The 17,195-nt window shown below is 72.0% G+C and carries 19 protein-coding genes; 14 read left to right on the top strand and 5 right to left on the bottom strand.

The window, feature by feature from the left end; translation table 11 throughout:
- Positions 1 to 98 precede the first annotated feature (98 nt).
- The 6 genes from BLW57_RS14455 (at position 99) to BLW57_RS14430 (ending at position 4,376) form a co-directional block, all read left to right on the top strand.
- Positions 99 to 2,294 (top strand): ATP-dependent DNA helicase UvrD2, encoded by a 2,196-nt coding sequence (locus tag BLW57_RS14455; RefSeq protein WP_176985582.1) that lies wholly within the window; start codon positions 99 to 101, stop codon positions 2,292 to 2,294.
- A gap of 164 nt (positions 2,295 to 2,458) precedes the next feature.
- The gene (locus tag BLW57_RS14450) at positions 2,459 to 2,779 is read left to right on the top strand and encodes a hypothetical protein (RefSeq protein ID WP_093474888.1); all 321 of its coding nucleotides are present in this window, start codon (positions 2,459 to 2,461) and stop codon (positions 2,777 to 2,779) included.
- A 169-nt stretch (positions 2,780 to 2,948) separates the two neighbouring features.
- A complete protein-coding gene (locus BLW57_RS14445; RefSeq protein ID WP_037660091.1) occupies positions 2,949 to 3,317 on the top strand; it encodes a WhiB family transcriptional regulator in 369 nt (122 codons plus the stop codon).
- Positions 3,314 to 3,637: a hypothetical protein gene (locus tag BLW57_RS14440; RefSeq protein ID WP_093474886.1), complete on the top strand. Its 324-nt coding sequence runs from the start codon at positions 3,314 to 3,316 to the stop codon at positions 3,635 to 3,637. Before BLW57_RS14445 ends, BLW57_RS14440 begins: the two co-directional genes overlap by 4 nt.
- Positions 3,638 to 3,775: 138 nt before the next feature.
- Positions 3,776 to 3,988, top strand: a complete 213-nt coding sequence (locus BLW57_RS14435) for a hypothetical protein (protein ID WP_093474885.1) — start codon at positions 3,776 to 3,778, stop codon at positions 3,986 to 3,988.
- 103 nt (positions 3,989 to 4,091) lie between these two features.
- Positions 4,092 to 4,376 (top strand): hypothetical protein, encoded by a 285-nt coding sequence (locus BLW57_RS14430; protein ID WP_143051604.1) that lies wholly within the window; start codon positions 4,092 to 4,094, stop codon positions 4,374 to 4,376.
- Between the two features lie 37 nt (positions 4,377 to 4,413).
- Here BLW57_RS14430 and BLW57_RS14425 read toward each other — a convergent pair whose 3' ends face one another.
- Positions 4,414 to 5,781 (bottom strand): ABC1 kinase family protein, encoded by a 1,368-nt coding sequence (locus BLW57_RS14425; RefSeq protein ID WP_093474881.1) that lies wholly within the window; start codon positions 5,779 to 5,781, stop codon positions 4,414 to 4,416.
- Positions 5,774 to 7,000: a TOMM precursor leader peptide-binding protein gene (locus tag BLW57_RS14420; RefSeq protein ID WP_093474879.1), complete on the bottom strand. Its 1,227-nt coding sequence runs from the start codon at positions 6,998 to 7,000 to the stop codon at positions 5,774 to 5,776. Before BLW57_RS14420 ends, BLW57_RS14425 begins: the two co-directional genes overlap by 8 nt.
- Before the next feature lie 273 nt (positions 7,001 to 7,273).
- Between BLW57_RS14420 and BLW57_RS14415 the strand changes: the two genes are divergently transcribed.
- The 4 genes from BLW57_RS14415 (at position 7,274) to BLW57_RS14400 (ending at position 11,141) form a co-directional block, all read left to right on the top strand.
- The gene (locus tag BLW57_RS14415; RefSeq protein ID WP_093474877.1) at positions 7,274 to 7,870 is read left to right on the top strand and encodes a M48 metallopeptidase family protein; all 597 of its coding nucleotides are present in this window, start codon (positions 7,274 to 7,276) and stop codon (positions 7,868 to 7,870) included.
- 147 nt (positions 7,871 to 8,017) lie between these two features.
- Positions 8,018 to 9,676: a TerD family protein gene (locus BLW57_RS14410; RefSeq protein WP_093474875.1), complete on the top strand. Its 1,659-nt coding sequence runs from the start codon at positions 8,018 to 8,020 to the stop codon at positions 9,674 to 9,676.
- Between the two features lie 11 nt (positions 9,677 to 9,687).
- On the top strand, positions 9,688 to 10,368 hold the full coding sequence (locus BLW57_RS14405; RefSeq protein WP_073889342.1) for an AIM24 family protein: 681 nt from the start codon (positions 9,688 to 9,690) through the stop codon (positions 10,366 to 10,368).
- Between the two features lie 17 nt (positions 10,369 to 10,385).
- Complete coding sequence (locus BLW57_RS14400; RefSeq protein ID WP_093474874.1) at positions 10,386 to 11,141, top strand: AIM24 family protein; 756 nt, start codon at positions 10,386 to 10,388, stop codon at positions 11,139 to 11,141.
- A gap of 76 nt (positions 11,142 to 11,217) precedes the next feature.
- On the opposite strand, the gene BLW57_RS14395 is transcribed toward BLW57_RS14400, so the two are convergent.
- Together BLW57_RS14395 and BLW57_RS14390 are read right to left on the bottom strand one after the other, a co-directional pair.
- A complete protein-coding gene (locus tag BLW57_RS14395; RefSeq protein ID WP_093474872.1) occupies positions 11,218 to 11,736 on the bottom strand; it encodes an NUDIX hydrolase in 519 nt (172 codons plus the stop codon).
- Complete coding sequence (locus BLW57_RS14390; RefSeq protein ID WP_093474871.1) at positions 11,733 to 13,166, bottom strand: zinc-dependent metalloprotease; 1,434 nt, start codon at positions 13,164 to 13,166, stop codon at positions 11,733 to 11,735. The genes BLW57_RS14395 and BLW57_RS14390 overlap by 4 nt, the downstream gene beginning before the upstream one ends.
- Before the next feature lie 191 nt (positions 13,167 to 13,357).
- Between BLW57_RS14390 and BLW57_RS14385 the strand changes: the two genes are divergently transcribed.
- From BLW57_RS14385 to BLW57_RS14375, 4 genes are all read left to right on the top strand, one after another.
- On the top strand, positions 13,358 to 14,470 hold the full coding sequence (locus BLW57_RS14385; protein ID WP_093474869.1) for an SDR family oxidoreductase: 1,113 nt from the start codon (positions 13,358 to 13,360) through the stop codon (positions 14,468 to 14,470).
- Positions 14,471 to 14,584: 114 nt separating this feature from the next.
- Positions 14,585 to 15,046, top strand: a complete 462-nt coding sequence (locus BLW57_RS14380; protein WP_073889348.1) for a molybdenum cofactor biosynthesis protein MoaE — start codon at positions 14,585 to 14,587, stop codon at positions 15,044 to 15,046.
- Between the two features lie 169 nt (positions 15,047 to 15,215).
- Positions 15,216 to 15,359 carry a hypothetical protein gene (locus tag BLW57_RS41380; RefSeq protein WP_176985370.1) on the top strand — a complete coding sequence of 48 codons (144 nt, stop codon included), beginning with the start codon at positions 15,216 to 15,218 and terminating at the stop codon, positions 15,357 to 15,359.
- Between the two features lie 50 nt (positions 15,360 to 15,409).
- Entirely contained in the window at positions 15,410 to 16,507 is a 1,098-nt protein-coding gene (locus BLW57_RS14375) for a YlbL family protein (RefSeq protein ID WP_176985581.1), read from the top strand.
- A 69-nt stretch (positions 16,508 to 16,576) separates the two neighbouring features.
- Here BLW57_RS14375 and BLW57_RS14370 read toward each other — a convergent pair whose 3' ends face one another.
- The gene (locus BLW57_RS14370) at positions 16,577 to 17,119 is read right to left on the bottom strand and encodes a PPA1309 family protein (RefSeq protein WP_093474868.1); all 543 of its coding nucleotides are present in this window, start codon (positions 17,117 to 17,119) and stop codon (positions 16,577 to 16,579) included.
- Between the last annotated feature and the right edge of the window lie 76 nt (positions 17,120 to 17,195).

Genomic DNA, 17,195 nt, shown 5'->3' with positions numbered 1-17,195 from the left:
GGCCCCCGGATGTGACACCTGCCGCATTAGTACGACCGCGGGTACCCGCCTGTGGACAACCGGCACAGCCGTCTCCGGCGACCTGGCAGCATGGCTGTGTGACAGCAGCAACGCACTCCACCCTCTTCCCGCAGGTACCGGATTCGGCCGACGCGGTGCTCGCGGGGCTCGACCCCGAGCAGCGTGAGGTGGCCACCGCCCTGCACGGGCCGGTGTGCGTGCTGGCCGGAGCGGGCACCGGCAAGACCCGGGCGATCACCCACCGCATCGCCTACGGGGTGCGGGCCGGGATCCTGCAGCCCTCCAGCGTGCTCGCCGTCACCTTCACCAATCGCGCCGCCGGGGAGATGCGCGGCCGGCTCCGTCAGCTCGGCGCCCAGGGCGTCCAGGCCCGCACCTTCCACTCCGCCGCCCTGCGCCAGCTCCAGTACTTCTGGCCGAAAGCCATCGGTGGCGGCATGCCCCGGCTCATCGACCGCAAGATCCAGCTCGTCGCCGACGCGGCCGCCGCCTGCGGCACCCGGCTCGACCGGGGCGAGCTGCGGGACGTCACCTCCGAGATCGAATGGTCCAAGGTCACCCAGACCATCCCCGCCGACTACCCGTACGCGGCAGTGAAGGCGGGCCGGGAGACCCCGCGCGACCCGGCCGAGATCGCCCATCTCTACGCGGCCTACGAGGACCTCAAGCGCGACCGCGCGGTGATCGACTTCGAGGACGTCCTGCTGCTGACCGTCGCCGTCCTCCAGGACCGGCACGACATCGCCGAACAGGTCCGCTCGCAGTACCAGCACTTCGTCGTCGACGAGTACCAGGACGTCAGCCCCCTGCAGCAGCGGTTGCTGGAGCTGTGGCTGGGCGAGCGCGACAGCCTCTGCGTCGTCGGTGACGCCAGCCAGACGATCTACTCGTTCACGGGAGCAACGCCCGACCACCTCCTCGACTTCCGTGCCAAGCACCCCCGCGCCACCGTCGTGAAGCTGGTCCGGGACTACCGCTCCACCCCCCAGGTCGTCCGCCTTGCCAACGGTCTGCTCTCCCAGGCCCGCGGCCGCGCCGCCGACCACCGGCTGGAACTGGTCTCCCAGCGCCCCTCCGGCCCCGAACCCGTCCACACGGAGTACACGGACGAGCCCGCCGAGGCCGAGGGTGCCGCCCGCCGTATCCGCGAGCTGATCGACGCGGGCGTCCCGGCCGCCGAGATCGCCGTCCTGTTCCGTACGAACGGGCAGTCCGAGACCTACGAGCAGGCCCTCGCCGACGCCGGCGTCCCCTACCAGCTGCGCGGCGCCGAACGCTTCTTCGACCGGCCCGAGGTGCGCAAGGCCGGCGTCGCCCTGCGCGGCGCGGCCCGCTTCGGCGGCAACGACTCGCTCCTGGACGACGCCGTGGACCTGCCCTCCCAGGTGCGTGCCGTGCTGTCCGGGGAGGGCTGGACCACCGAGCCCCCGGCCGGTTCCGGCGCGGTCAGGGAGCGCTGGGAGTCCCTGGCCGCCCTGGTCAACCTCGCCCACGACCTGGCCGCCGCCAGACCCGGCGCCTCCCTCGGCGACTTCGTGGCGGAACTGGACGAGCGGGCGGGCGCCCAGCACGCCCCGACCGTGCAGGGCGTCACCCTCGCCTCCCTGCACGCCGCCAAGGGCCTGGAGTGGGACGTCGTCTTCCTCGCCGGCGTGGCCGAGGGCATGCTCCCCATCAGCTATGCCAAGACCGACGAGCAGATCGAGGAGGAGCGCCGGCTCCTGTACGTCGGCGTGACCCGTGCCCGAGAGCGGCTTTACGTCTCCTGGGCCCTCTCCCGCTCACCCGGCGGCCGCCCCAACCGCAGGCCCAGCCGCTTCCTCGACGGCCTGCGCCCCGGCACCACCGCCACCGTGGGCCGCGGCGGTGCCGGCACCGGAGGCGGAGTCGAGCGCGGGATCGCCGGTGCCGCGGCCGCCGCTCCCCGGCGTGCCCAGCGGGTCCCGGCCCGCTGCCGGGTCTGCGGCCGCACCCTCACCGACGCGGGCGAGATGAAGCTGATGCGCTGTGAGGACTGCCCCTCGGACATGGACGAGGGGCTCTACGAGCGGCTTCGCGAGTGGCGGGCGGTCCAGGCCGAGCGCAGCGGGCAGCCGGACTTCTGCGTCTTCACCGACCGGACCCTGATGGCCATCGCCGAGGCACGGCCGGAGAACCCCGCCGACCTCTCCCGCATCCCCGGCGTCCTCAGCCGCAAGCTGCGCAGCTACGGAGCCGATGTTCTGGCCATCTGCGCAGGCCAGGAGCCCGGCGAAGACGGCCTGGACGACTGATGCGAACTCGTCGAAAAAATAGTTTGCGCATGCCCCGGCAATCCCCATAGGTTCTAGGCACGGAAGCGGCGGCCTTCTCGAAGACCGCGGTTCCGTGATGTACTTGCATATCCGAACGGGCTGGTTCGTCCCAGCCCTTGAGACGCCGAGAGGAGGCGAGTCCAGTGATCAGCATCAACTTCAGCACCATCAGCACGGCCAAACTGACCGATCGCTCGGCCGTCTCCACGTGCATGCTCGGCGCCTCGAACCAGGGCACCGGTCTGTCCGGCATTCGTGCCGTCCGTCCGGCCTCCGCCCTGTCTCTCGCGGGTCTTCCCGTCCGCGAGGGCAATGAGCGACCGACCAAGGCACTGGAAGCGGTAGAGGCGCAGGCACATGCCTATGCCTTTGCGCCGGCCGGTGCCGGATTCCGGAAGCAGACGAAGCAGCACCACCTGATGTGGGCCTTCCGTGGGCCAGAACCCTGGAGTGATCCAGCCTGATTCGATCAGGCCGGCGCCTTCAGGGCCGCGGAACCCCACCCGGGATCCGCGGCCCTTCTGTTTGCCCCGAACGGGGCGACAGAGCGAAGGGGCCTCGGGACAGGAAAGAACCCGGTACCAGCCGACACCCGGTCAACCGGCCGGAACGACCAGACGAGGAAGACACACCGTGCAACTCGAAGCGCACGCCCCGTCCGTACCGCCTTCGCAAACGATCCCCCCGCCCGGCCTCACGGAGGACTCCACCTTGATCCCCCTCACCGCGCTCACCGCGCTCGACGACGCCATCGAGAACCTCGGCGTACCCGTTCCCTGCCGCTCCTACGACCCGGAGGTCTTCTTCGCCGAGTCGCCCGCGGACGTGGAGTACGCCAAGTCCCTCTGCCGCACCTGCCCGCTGATGGAGGCATGCCTCGCCGGCGCCAAGGAGCGGCGTGAGCCCTGGGGCGTCTGGGGTGGCGAGCTGTTCGTCCAGGGCGTCGTCGTCGCCCGGAAGCGGCCGCGTGGTCGTCCGCGCAAGAACCCGGTCACGGCATGAACACCGCAGGAACGATCGACCGCCCCCTCACGCACGACCCCAAGAAGCAGGCCCCGATGAAGCCGTCCACCAGCGAGCTCACAGGCTCCGCGACCACAGACTTCACCTCCACCGGCGCTACCGAAGCGCGGCAGAACAGGAACCGAGAAATGCAACTCATGCAAGAAGCCCTGGCTCGTGCGCATATGCACGAGCGACTCCACGACGCCGTGCGCGAACGCCGGGCCATGCGCCTGGCGGTCGCCCAGCGGATGCAGCGCCGCGCCGAGCGCGCCTCGCTGCGTGCCCGCCGCGCGCTCGCCATGGCCGTCATGCAGTAACGAGCACACCTGAACAGCGGTGGCCTCCCGGCCCAGGGAGGCGAAGCATTCCCCGCGGGGGCCGGTCCGGCCGAACGGACCGGCCCCCGCGGTGCGTTGTGTGCGGCGATCTGCCGACCGCGGGGTTATGGTCGCCGGGTGACGAGTCTTCCCGGAGGCACCGACCAGGGCAGCTCAACCGCCGGCCGCGGCCCCGTGGTGTGCGCCCGCTGCGGCACCCTCGCCGACGGCCCCGAGCCGGTCACCTGGACCTGCTCCGTGGAGAACGGCGTCCGCCAGTACTTCTGCGACACCTGCTCCCGGGAGAACCTGCGGGCGATCGAGGGACGGCTCGACTCGTCCTGGTGGTGAGATCCCGCTCCGGACCGTGCGACCTGACCGGTACGCTGCCGGCCCGGACGGTCCGTGCGACGACGGGGGAACAGTGGCGGCACAGGATGCGCCGGTGGCGCGCATGAGGATCACGAACGACACCGAGGAACTGCTGGAGCTGATCCTCGAACCGTACGGGAGCGACCGCTGGCTGCTTCCCGGCGAGACCTTCATGGTCTGGTCGGTCGACACCAGCGGCGGCCGTCCCTGGTCCGGAACGACCCACGCCTACGAGCCCTTCGAGGTCGAACAGCGGCCGGGGTCGGTGACCGTGCACTCCAACGGCAACCTCGGATACGTCACCGACCTCGACGGCAACGAGATCGACTGCGCCCACCGCCGGCCCGGCGGCCCCGGAACCGGCTGAGGCGTGCCGGGCCACGGCCACCGGGCACGCCACCCGGTCAGGCGCCCGCCGGCTCCTCCTCGGCCGAGACGTCGTCGCCGACGAAGCCCGGCAGCCACTCCTCCAGTTCCTCCCGCAGCCGGACCGTCGCGCCGAGCTGGCACAGAACACCGATCGTGCTGAGGGTCACCCGGTGGATCAGCAGGTAGGCCGGCGGCAGATTCAGCCGCTTGCCCAGCTGATAGGCGGGGGAGCGCGGGTCGGCGACGCGGGCGGCCTGACCGCGCATCCAGGAACGGGTGAAGGTGAAGGCGTCCACCCGGGCCGGCTCGATGATCGGCAGCAGGTAGTCGAGGACCGCGTCGGGTTCGAGCTCTATGGACTCCTTCACGAACCCTTCCTCGCAGAGGAGTTCGTAGACCCGCTCGGCCTCCCCGTCCAGCGTCAGCCGCAGCGAGACTCCGATCGGCAGGGGCAGCCCGCCGGGCAGGCGGTCGACGGTGCCGAAGTCCAGGACGCCCAGCCGCCAGTCGTCCTCGCCGGCCGGGCCGCCGGGCAGCAGCCGGAAGTTGCCCGGATGCGGGTCGGCGTGCAGCAGACCGGTGCGGGCCGGCCCGGAGAACAGGAAGCGGGCGAGGAGCTGCCCGGCCCGGTCGCGCTGCTCGGGGGTGCCGTCGGAGATGACCTCCGACAGCGGGATGCCGTCGATCCACTCCGTCACCAGCACCTGCTCGCACTGGTGCACCACCGCGGGGACGACCACGTCCGGATCGGCGGCGAACACGTCTGCGTGCGCGGTCTGGGCCTGGGCCTCCAACGCGTAGTCCAGCTCCTCGGAGACGCGGTCCTTCAACTCCGCGATCAGCGGCTTGATGTCCATGCCCGGGATGAGCGGACCCAGCAGCCGTGCGAAGCGGCTCAGTTGTGTGAGATCGGAGAGCAGGGCCTCGCCGGCCCCCGGGTACTGCACCTTGACGGCCACCTCACGGCCGTCGTGCCACACCGCGCGGTGCACCTGGCCGATCGAGGCCGCCGCCGCCGGCTTGTCCTCGAACTCCTCGAACAGATCACGCCAGTCCGGGCCGAGGCGCTCCTCGAGCACCGTGTGCACGGTGCGCGTCGGCATCGGGGGCGCCGCGTCCTGGAGTTTGGTCAGGGCCGCACGGTAGGGGCCGGCGATCTCCTCGGGCAGCGCCGACTCGAAGACGGACATCGCCTGCCCGAACTTCATCGCGCCGCCCTTGAGCTCGCCGAGCACCTTGAACAGTTGCTCCGCCGTGCGCTGTTGCAGCTCACGGCCGACGATCTCCGCGGACTCGCCCACGATCCGCTTGCCCAGCCCCCAGGTCGCCCGGCCGGCGAAGCCGAGCGGGAGCGCGGCGAGCTTGGCGGTCCGGGTGACCGCCTTCCGGGGAAGATCAGACATGCGCCCTCCAGGTCCCAGTCGGTCGCGCCGCGCCTGCTTCGCTTCGTCGCTTCGCGGACGGCCGTTGCACCGCCATTGTCGCGCGTGGTCGTCCATCGGTTGAGGAGTGCTCCGTTTTACCACTCTCCCTCCCTCTCTCCGCCGCACCGCAGCCGCATGCCGGGTGGGGCCGAACCGGCCGGGAATGCCAGGTCAGGCCGGGTGCGGACACCTCCCAGCGGGCCCCGGCGGTGGCGGGCGATCCGCCGTCGAGAAAGGCCAGGGCGTGGGCCGCGGCCAGTCCGGCGACCGCCGTGGCCAGGGTCAGATCGCAGGCTCCGATCCGGCGGGCCCGGCCGGATCCCCACTGGGAGATCAGCCGGGGCCAGGCCGGGTCGCGGTCCGTGCGGTCCTCGTGCAGACAGCCGGCGCAGCCCGACTCGCCGGGCAGGACGAGCGGCCCGACGACCCCCGTGCCCTCCACGACGCCGGCGTACAGATGGGGCGTCCCGGAGGCCAGGAGCGGCTCGGCGGTGCGCGGATCCGGCGCGTGCACCGCCACGTCGTCCCGGGGCGCGAGGATCACCAGGGAGAGACCGGGGTCCGCGGCGCCGGAGCCGGGGGAGTGGGGGCGGCGCGGCGGCCGGTCCGGTGCCGCGCGGCGGACCGCGGCCCGCGCTGCCGTGTCGCGGCGCTCGCCGACGGACTCCGCAGGCAGGCCGCCCGGTGCCACGTCCCAGGGCTCCACGCGGCCGTCGTCCCGCACGTCGACCTCGCCGACGCCCGCGCCCGACAGCACCGACGCCAGCAGCGCGCCGACCCGGCCGGCGCCCCGCACCTGCACGCGCAGCGCACGGCGGGCGGCGAGCCGGGCGAGCGCCCCGCCCGGTTCGGACGTGGTCAGACTCAGCGAGGCGAGATCGGGGCGCAGCCGCCCCAGCACCTCCCGCTTCTCGCGCAGGGCGTCCGCGTCCGGTCCGCCGCCGCACGCGTCGTCCACCAGGCCGGCCCCGGCCAGCCGCTCCACCAGGGCGTCGACCCGGCCGTCGGGCAGGCCCGTGCGGCGGCCCTCCTCGCGCAGCAGGGGCAGCCCGCGGGTGCCGTCGAGCAGATCCAGGAAGCCGCCCGTCGCCGTGTCCAACGGCCCCAGCGTCAGCGCGTGCGCCGGGGTCATCCCGAACTGCACGGTGTTCAGGTCGCGCCAGCCGCGCCGCAGCGCCGGCTTCACCATCGGATGCATGACTTGCCCCCGTATCCGTAGAAACACCCGGAACGTCCGTCCGCCGGTGGAACCGGTCACGCTCCGCCGACGCCTGCCAGCATGCCCGGCCCGTGCGCCGGGTGCCCGAAGTTGTCCACAGGTGTGGGGTATTTGTCGTACTGATCAGTCATGATGAATTACCGTAAAGCGGCCACCCGGGCCGGTCGTACGAATCAGACGCATGGTGGGGCGTCGACATTCCACCGTCCCCGAGCCGGGACTTCGGCCCTGCCCACCGGGTAACGTCGGGGCGTGCCCGCCGACCCACTGCACCGCGCCGGTAACCCACAGCGCAGTACGACGAGCCAGCCGCCCGGCGGCTCGAAGGCGAGCGCGATCGAGGTACGCAGGAGTGCCCGGCGTCGCCGGACCGTCTCCGCGTACCGCGAGGGCGATCGCACCGTCGTGCTGATCCCCGCCCGGATGTCGAAGGCGGAGGAGCAGCGCTGGGTGACCGTCATGCTCGACAAGCTCGCCGCGCAGGAGAGCCGTCGGCAGCTGGGTGACGGTGAGCTGGCCGAGCGCGCAGCGCGGCTGTCGGCCCAGTACTTCGACGGCCGGGCCCGGCCCGCCTCCGTGCGCTGGGTCACCAACCAGAACACCCGTTGGGGCTCGTGCACCCCGGCCGAGGGCAGCATCCGTCTCTCGCACCGGCTTCAGGGGATGCCGGAGTACGTCGTCGACTACGTCCTGTGCCACGAGCTCGCCCATCTGCTGGTGCCCGGTCACGGGCCCGACTTCTGGCGGCTGCTGGAGGCCTACCCGCGCACCGAGCGCGCCCGCGGCTACCTGGAAGGGGTCGTCGCCGCGCAGCGGCTCCCGCACCTGCCCGGCGCACGGGACGAGTGAGGCGCCCGGCCCGCCCGCCCGGATGAGCGGTCGGGTGCGATTGTGTACCGGGTCTGTACCGACCGGGCCCGACCGGGGCCGATGTCGGCCATTGCCGTTAGCCTGGCGCGACGCACTCGCATTCGGGATGGGGGACGGTCGTAACGCATGGCCAGGGAATTCCAACGCGGCCACAAGGCCAGGATCAGTGACCTCACGGCGGGCACGGATCTGTACGTAGGCGTGCAGATCACCGGCCCCGGACTGACCTTCGACATCAGCTGCTTCGGTCTGGACGCCGACGAGCGCCTGTCGGACGACCGGTACTTCGTCTTCTTCAACCAGCCGAAGACCCCGGAGGAGTCCGTCCAACTGCTGGGTGCCCAGGCGGGCGACACGGAGTCCTTCCGGGTAACGCTCGACGGCATCCCCTCCCAGATCCGCAAGCTGTCCTTCACGGCGACCCTCGACGGCGCCGGGCAGATGTCGCAGATCGCCCCCGGATACCTGCGCATCGTGGCGGGCGGTGAGGAGGTCGCCCGCTACTCGTTCAGCGGCGCGGAGTTCTCCACCGAGCGCGCCGTGATGCTCGGCGACTTCTACTTCAAGGACGGCTGGCGGTTCGCGGCCGTCGGCCAGGGCTTCGACGGCGGCCTGGACGCGCTGCTGAAGAACTTCGGCGGCGAGGTGCTGGAGGAGGAGGCGCCGGCCGCCCCGCAGTCCGGCGCGGCGCCCGGCTTCGCCCCGCCCGCCCAGGCCGCCGCACCGCCCTCGTTCGGCGCTCCGGCCGCCCCCGCGCCCCAGCCCGCCCCGGCCCCCGCGCCCCAGCCCGCCGCACAGGGCTTCGCGCCGCCGCCCGGGCACACCCCGCCGCCGGCCCCGGCACCCGCACCGAACATGCACGGCGCGCCGACGGTCATCGCCCCGCTGCACCAGCCCCCCGGCGGCACCGTGCCGCCCCCGGCCCCGGCGCCCGCGCCCTACGGCCAGCCGCCCCAGCAGCCGCCCTACGGTGGTCAGCCCGGCGCGCCCATGCCTCCCGGGTACGGCCAGCAGCCGCCCTCCTACGGCGGCCAGCCGACCGCTCCCATGCCGCCGGGCTACGGTCAGGTCCCCGGTCAGCAGACCGCCCCCTACGGAGTGCCGCAGGGCGCGCCCCAGGGCGGTGCCGGTGTCACGGCCGCGCTCCAGGCGTTCAAGGAGACGCCGACCGGGCAGCGCTGGACGCAGCAGAACAAGAAGCTCATCCGCGTCGACCTCGGCGTCGGCGGACAGCCTGTGCTCGCTCGGCAGGGCAGCATGGTGCTCTACCAGGGCAAGGTCGACTTCAGCTACAAGGGCGCCGGCTTCGCCGGGCGGCTCGTCGGCAACGCCACCGGCCAGGAGATGCAGCTGATGCGCTGCACCGGCCAGGGCCAGGTGTTCCTCGCGGAGAACTCCACCCACCTGCACCCGGTCGAGCTCCAGGGCGACGCGATCTGCGTGTCCGCGGAGAACGTCCTCGCCTTCGACGAGAGCCTCCAGTACGAGGTCCGCCGCGTCGAGGGACACGGCATCCCGGGCGGCGCGCTGTTCACCATGCAGTTCCAGGGCACCGGCACGATCGTCGTCAAGACGCACGGCACACCCGTGGTCCTGCCGGTCACGCCGACCACCTTCGCCGACTGCAACGCGGTCGTCGCCTGGTCGGCCGCCTCCCAGGTGATCGTCTCCAGCCAGGTCCGCATGCGCCGCAACGCCTACCCGGGCGACACCGGCGAGAGCGTCAACCTGCAGTTCCGGGGCGCGCCCGGCAACTTCATCGTGGTCCAGCCGTACGAGGTCTGAGGGAGCCCGTCATGAACCAGCCGCTCGCGGGCTACGCCCCCGCACCCGTCACCGCCCGCATGGAGAACCACGGCAACCACATGCTGAAGGTCGCCATGCAGACCGGGAACGACCTCCTCGCGCGCGTGGGGTCGATGGTCGCCTACGAAGGCTTCATCCAGTACGAGCCCAACCCGCCGGCCGTCCGCCAGATCGCCCGCGACTGGATCACCGGCGAGGGCGCCCCGCTGATGAAGTGCTCCGGCGACGGCCTGCTCTACCTGGCCGACTACGGCGCCGACGTCGTCGTGATCAACCTCAACGGCGACGGCATCTCCGTCAACGCCACCAACCTGCTCGCCTTCGACGCCCACCTCACCTGGGGCGTGGAGCGCGTCAAGGGGCTCGCCAAGTTCGCCGGGCAGGGCCTGTGGAACACGAAGATCTCCGGGCAGGGCTGGGTCGCGCTGACCTCCCGCGGCAAACCGATCGTCGTGGACTGCGGTGGCGGCGAGGACGAGACGTACGTCGACCCGGACGCGCTCGTCGCCTGGTCCCCGAACCTGAAGGTGAAGGGCAAGCGCAGCTTCAAGGCGCAGTCGCTGATCGGCCGGGGCAGCGGCGAGGCCTACCAGATGGCCTTCTCCGGCCAGGGCATCGTCGTCGTCCAGCCCAGCGAGGACAGCACCGACCGCCTCCGAGTCCGGGGCTGAGGGGGAGCCAGAACACCATGCAGAGCCCGCTTTTCGCGCACAACGACCTGCAGACCCAGGAGCGCTGGAGTCTGCAGAACAAGCAGATGCTCCGCGTCACCCTCGAGGGCCACGACGACATCCTCGCCCGCAAGGGCACCATGGTCGCCTACCAGGGGCTGGTCGAGTTCGACGCCGAGTACCGCAGCAACAACCAGGCACGTGCGCGTGCGCGCACCGGCGAGGGCCTGGACCTGATGCGCTGTCACGGACAGGGCACGGTCTACCTCGCCAACCTCGCCCAGCACGTGCACGTCATGGACGTCGAGCAGGACGGGCTGACGGTCGACAGCTCCTACGTCCTCGCCATGGACTCCTCGCTGCACCACGAGGTCATCGCCGTCGACAGCCTCTACGGCATCTCCGGCTCGGGGAAGTACCAGCTCAACATCACCGGACGGGGCAAGGTCGCGCTGATGACCTCGGGCGCCCCGCTGCTCATGCAGGTCACGCCCGACAAATACGTCAACTGCGACGCGGACGCGATCGTCGCCTGGTCCACCGGGCTGCGCGTGCAGATGCAGGCGCAGACGCATTCCTCCGGCGTGTGGCGCAGGCGCGGCAACACCGGCGAGGGCTGGGAGCTGAGCTTCATGGGCTCCGGGTTCGCGCTGGTGCAGCCCAGCGAGCTGCTGCCGCCGCAGAACGCGGCGATCGGGCAGGGCCTCGCGGCCCAGTTCGGCATGGGGCAGCAGGGGGCCCGCGGTCAGAACCAGGGCAACGTCTGGAGCTGACCACCAGGACGGCAGACGTGAGGGGCGGCCGCCTGTGCGGCCGCCCCTCACGCGTGCTCGCGGGCGGGCGGGTGCCTCAGAGCCTGGCGAGGGCCGCTTCCAGCAGCCGTACGACCGACCCGTCGGCCACGTCCGCGACCTCGGCGTAGGGGAACCAGCGCAGGTCGAGCGACTCGTCGCTGATCGCCTCCACGGCACCGGCCGGAGCGAGCGCCGCGTACTGGACGTCCAGATGCCAGGCGCACGGCGTGTGATGCCGGTCCAGGCGCACCGGTCCGCCGGACAGGAGGGTCAGCCCGGAGGCGATGCCGGACTCCTCGGCCGCCTCGCGCAGGGCGGCCTCGGCCAGGGTCGCGTCGGTCGGCTCGCAGTGACCGCCCATCTGGAGCCACATCCGCAGCTTCCGGTGCAGGGTGAGCAGCACCCGGCCCCGCTCCGGGTCGATCACCAGCGCGCTCGCCGTGATGTGCCCGTCCCCGCAGGCCTTCCACAGGCCGTCGGGATGCGTGGCGAGGTGGTCCAGGTAGACCTGGCGCAGCTCCTCCTGGCCCTCGTACCCCTTGAGGACGAGGACCGCGTCGTCGTGGAGGCTCACTCGGTGTCGTCGCCCTTGGTCTCGCCGTCGTCCTTCTTGCGCAGGTCGGGCTTGTCGGCGGCCTCGCCGAGCATCTTGTCCAGCTCGGAGAAGTCCATCTGCTCGCGGTGCACGAAGCCGTCCGGGTCGTCCAGGTCGGTGGCCGTCGGCAGCATGTCCGGGTGGTGCCACAGGTCGTCCCGGCCGTCGACACCGCGCGCGTCCGTGAGCGAGGCCCACAGGCGGGAAGCGTCACGCAGCCGGCGCGGACGCAGCTCCAGGCCGATCAGAGTGGCGAACGTCTGCTCGGCCGGACCGCCCGTCGCGCGGCGGCGGCGCAGGGTCTCGCGCAGGGCGTCGGCCGACGACAGACGCGGCTTCGCGGCCGCGTGGACCACCGCGTCCACCCAGCCCTCGACGAGCGCCAGAGCGGTCTCCAGACGCGCCAGGGCGGCCTTCTGCTCGGGCGTGTCCTCGGGCTGGAACATGCCCTGCTGCAGCGCGTCCTGCAGCTGCTCGGGGTTCTGCGGGTCGAACTGGCCGACCACGTCCTCCAGCTTGGCCGTGTCGACCTTGATCCCGCGCGCGTAGCCGTCGACCGCGCCGAACAGGTGCGAGCGCAGCCACGGCACGTGCGCGAACAGACGCTGGTGGGCGGCCTCGCGCAGGGCCAGGTAGAGCCGCACCTCCTCCTGCGGGACGCCGAGGTCCTTGCCGAAGGCCTCGACGTTGGCCGGCAGCAGCGCGGCCTTGCGGGCCGGGCCCAGCGGCAGGCCGATGTCGGTGGAGCCGACGACCTCGCCCGCCAGCACGCCGACGGCCTGGCCGATCTGCGTGCCGAACATGGCGCCGCCCATCGAGCGCATCATGCCGATCAGCGGGCCCGCCATGGCCTGCATCTCCTCCGGCAGGACGTCGCCCATGGCCGCGCCGACGCGCTCGGCGACCGGGTCGACCAGCTCCTGCCAGGCGGGCAGGGTCGCCTCGACCCACTCCGCGCGGGACCACGCCACGGCGGAGGCGGAGCCCGACGGCAGGGACGTCGCGTCGTCCAGCCACAGGTCGGCCAGGCGCACGGCCTCCTCGACCGCCTTGCGGTCCGCCGGGCCCACGCTGGCGTCCTTCGTGCCGTCCGGGGCGCCCTGGGCGACCGTCTGGCGGGCGATCTGCTTGGCCATGTCCCAGTTCACCGGGCCGCCCTCGTAGGAGAGCATCTGGCCCAGCTGCTGGAACGCGGCGCCCAGGTCGGTGGGGTTCAGGGACCCGAACATGGCTGCGAGCGGATTGTCGGCGCCGGGGGCGCCGAAGCCCCCGGCCCCGGGCGCGCCGCCGAAACCGAACGGGTTGGCCGGGCCCTGACCACCACCGCTCTGCTGGTCCTTCTTCTTGCCCTCGTCGCCGTCTTCCGGCTCCTCCGGCGGAAGGCCGAAACCGAATGGGGTGTCACTCACGGGATTCCTCGGCTGGTAAGGCCACCGGTCTCTCCCGGCGGCGCGGCTGCCCGACGTCACCACCCAGCGTAGACACCCCGACCCGATCGGGCCTCGGTGCTTCGCCCACGGAAGGCCTGCGGCAGGATGGATGCACCTGGTACGTACGCGTCACTCGCGCCCGTACTGAAGACAACCGCTGGAGACGCCCGGTGAGTTCCCCAGATCCGCAGGTTCGCGCAGCGCGAAACCTCACAACCCCTCCCGCCGCGCGCGGGCCCGTCGTCGCGGTCACCGGCGCCGCCACCGGGGTGGGCGCCCTGCTCACGGAGCGGCTCGCCGCCTCCGGGGAGATCAAGAGGGTCGTCGCCATCGACGAGCGGCGCGGGGACTGCGCCGACGCCCAGTGGCACATCCTCGACGTCCGCGACCCGGCGATCGCGGACAAGCTGCGGGGCGTGGACGTGGTCGTGCACCTCGCGCTCGACCTCGATCTGGAGACCGATCCGGCCGCACGCACGGCTTACAACGTCCGGGGGACCCAGACCGTGCTGACGGCCGCCGCGGCGGCCGGGGTGCCCCGGGTGGTGCTGTGCACCTCCGCAATGGTCTACGGCGCGCTGCCGGACAACGAGCTGCCCCTCTCTGAGGACGCCGAGCTCCGCGCGACGGCCGAGGCCACGGGCGTGGGCGACCTGCTGGAGATCGAACGGCTGGCCCGGCGCGCGCCCCGGGCGCACCCGGGTCTGAACGTCAGCGTGGTCCGGCCCGCCGTCCTGGTCGGCGGCACGGACACGGCACTGACCCGGTACTTCGAGTCGCCCCGGCTGCTCGTCGTCGCCGGATCCCGGCCGGCGTGGCAGTTCTGCCATGTCGAGGACCTCTGCGGTGCGCTGGAGTACGCCGTCCTGGAGAAGGTCGACGGGGAACTCGCCGTCGGCTGCGACGGCTGGCTCGAGCAGGAGGAGGTCGAGGAGCTGAGCGGGATCCGGCGGATGGAGCTGCCGTCGGCGGTCGCGCTCGGCGCCGCGGCCCGGCTGCACCGGATCGGGCTCACACCGTCCCCGGCGGGGGACCTGGCCTACACGATGTACCCCTGGGTGGTCAGCGGGAGCCGGCTGCACGACGCCGGGTGGCGGCCGAAGTGGACCAACGAGGAGGTCCTCGCGGAGCTGCTGGAGGAGGTCTCCGGTCGGCACACGGTCGCCGGCCGGCGGCTGGGGCGCAAGGACGCGACGGCCGCGGGTGCGGCGGGCGCGACGGTGGCCCTGCTCGGTGCCGCCGCCGTGGTCCGCCGGGCCCGGAAGGCGCGGCGGCGGGTGTGAGACCCGGGACCCGCGTGTGCCGCGCGTCCTGTAGGACGCTCCAAACGCCGGTGCGCGCGGGACTGGTGAATCTCGTATACCGGGATGTCATACGCGTGCGGCAGGATGGGAGGTATGGCACACGCGAACGAGCACCCCGGTGAGCAGGCCGCTCAGGATCCCGTCAAGCTGATCGGTGTCCGGGAGACCGCGCTCTCCGTCGACGAGGTGTTCCGGGCCGTCGGGGACGAGGCGGCCGGCGGCATCGCGCTGTTCGTCGGGACCGTGCGCAACCACGACGGCGGCGCCGACGTCGACGGGCTCGGGTACTCCTGCCATCCCAGTGCCGAGGCCGAGATGCGGCGGATCGCCGAGAAGGTCGTCGCGGACTTCCCGGTGCGCGCGCTGGCCGCCGTCCACCGTGTGGGTGACCTGCGGATCGGGGACCTCGCCGTCGTGGTCGCCGTGGCGTGCCCGCACCGCGCGGAGGCCTTCGACGCCTGCCGCCGGCTGATCGACGACATCAAGCACGAGGTCCCCATCTGGAAGCACCAGAAGTTCTCCGATGGGACCGAGGAGTGGGTCGGCGCCTGCTGACCGCTCCCCACCGTGCGGCACGTTCGGCCAACCGGGCCATGCGGTTGCGTAACCGGCACCCTCGCGTGAGCGTTGTCAGTGCGAATGGTTAATCTGCTGATCAGTCAGTCGCAGACGCTCAAGGGGTTGGGAGGTCGGCATGGCGGCTCTCGCCTGGTTGCTGATTCCGATGGTGGCTGCGATAGCGGCCGGACTGTGGGGTAGTTGGGCCAACCGGACGCGCAAGATGCGCAGCGACGGTCCGGAGCTCGACGGGTACGCCCGATTCCGCGCCGCCATGGAGAAGACGGACACGAGCGCGCGCGAGGCGTGACGCGGGTGCCCTGACGGTGCGCTGACACAGCCGTCCCGTACTGTCATGGCATGCCACGCCGCACCGCGACGATGCTCGCCTCCACCCTGATGCTGATCGCGCTCCTGTGCGCGGGAGTGCTCATCCCCGTGCCGTTCTCGGAGATGTCCCCCGGCCCGACCGTGAACACGCTGGGGGACCACGACGGCGAGCCGGTGCTGCAGATCTCCGGGCACAAGACCTATCCGGCCGACGGTCATCTGAACATGACCACGGTCCGGGTCACCAGCGCGGACTTCCGGATGAACCTGGTGGAGGCCGTCTACGGGTGGCTGGCCCACGACAGCAAGATCGTCCCGCACGACACCCTCTACCCGGACGGCAAGACGGAGGAGCAGTCCTCCCAGGAGAACGCCGAGGAGTTCAGCCAGTCCCAGGAGAGCGCCAAGGTCGCCGCCCTGAAGGAGCTGGGCGTCCCGGTGAAGTCCTGGGTGATCGTCTCCACCGTCGTCAAGGACTCCCCGGCCGAGGGCCGGCTGCACGCCGGTGACGTGATCAAGGCCGTGGACGGCACGGCGGTCAAGCAGCCGTCCGACGTCGCCAAGCTGGTGACCAGGCACAAGGCCGGTCAGAAGGTCGTCTTCACGGTCGTCCCGGCCAAGGCGCAGGCCGCCGCCGAGAGGGCGAACAAGGCGGCGACGAAGACACAGGACGTCGCCATCACGACGGCGACCTCCCACGACACAGGCGCCAAGCGGGCCATCGTCGGGATCTCCGCCGGGACCGACCACACCTTCCCGTTCTCCATCGACATCAAGCTCGCCGACGTCGGCGGCCCCAGCGCCGGTCTGATGTTCGCCCTCGGGATCTACGACAAGCTCACCCCGGGCAACCTCACGGGCGGCAGGTTCGTCGCTGGCACCGGCACCATCGACGACAACGGCACGGTCGGCCCGATCGGCGGCATCGAGATGAAGACCGTGGGCGCGCGCAGCAAGGGCGCCCAGTACTTCCTGACGCCGGCCGAGAACTGCGCGGCCGCCGCCAAGGACACCCCGAGCGGGCTCACCCTGGTCAAGGTCAAGACGATCGGGGACGCCCTCGGCGTGCTGAAGGACATCCGCGGCGGGAACACCGCGGCCCTGCCCAAGTGCGCCACCAAGGGCTGAGCGGCCGCTGAGCACGGCTGGGGGCGCCCCGCACATCCGGGGCGCCCCCATCGCCGTACCCGCCGGACGTCAGTCCGCGAACGTCGAGGACAGTGCCTGGGCGAGCCCCGGAACCAGGTCGGGGCCGGTCAGGACCTCCGTCGAGGAGTCCTTCTCGCGCAGCCGCAGCGCCGACTCGCGGGTGCCGTCGCGCAGCACCGCGACCGTCATCCGGACCTCCTGGCGCTCGGGGTGATCGGCCACCCACTTGGCCAGCTTGGCCTCGCTCAGGCCCTGCGGGACCTGCGCCTCGGCCGACGGCGGCAGCATCAGGCGCTCCACCGTGAGCGCGCAGCCGGCCACCGCGTCCGGCCAGGCGATGGTGCCGAGGAACTCGTCCAGCGGCTTGCCGGACGGGATCTCGTCCTGCTCGATCGGGGTGAGACCGGCGGTCTCGGACTCGTTCTCCAGGCCCAGCTGGGCCGCGAGCGAGGGTTCCTGGGCCCGCAGCCGTGCGGTGTCGACGAGGGCGAAGAGGCGAGCGGGCTGTTCCCAGCCGAGGCCGGAGGCGTACTCGTCGATCTCGAGTACGGCCCGGGTGAGCGGGTTCGCTGCCATGGGAGTGTTGGACATGGTCACAATCCTGCCTCGTTCCCGCCCGGAATCGGGAACCGAGTAAACCGTGAGTAAGTTGCATAGGTGTGGGCCC

Origin of the sequence: Streptomyces sp. 1222.5 (assembly GCF_900105245.1) — a bacterium.
GTDB classification, from domain to species: domain Bacteria; phylum Actinomycetota; class Actinomycetes; order Streptomycetales; family Streptomycetaceae; genus Streptomyces; species Streptomyces albidocamelliae.
Note: the sequence above shows the minus strand (reverse complement) of the source record. Positions and strands in the feature narration are given on the sequence as shown.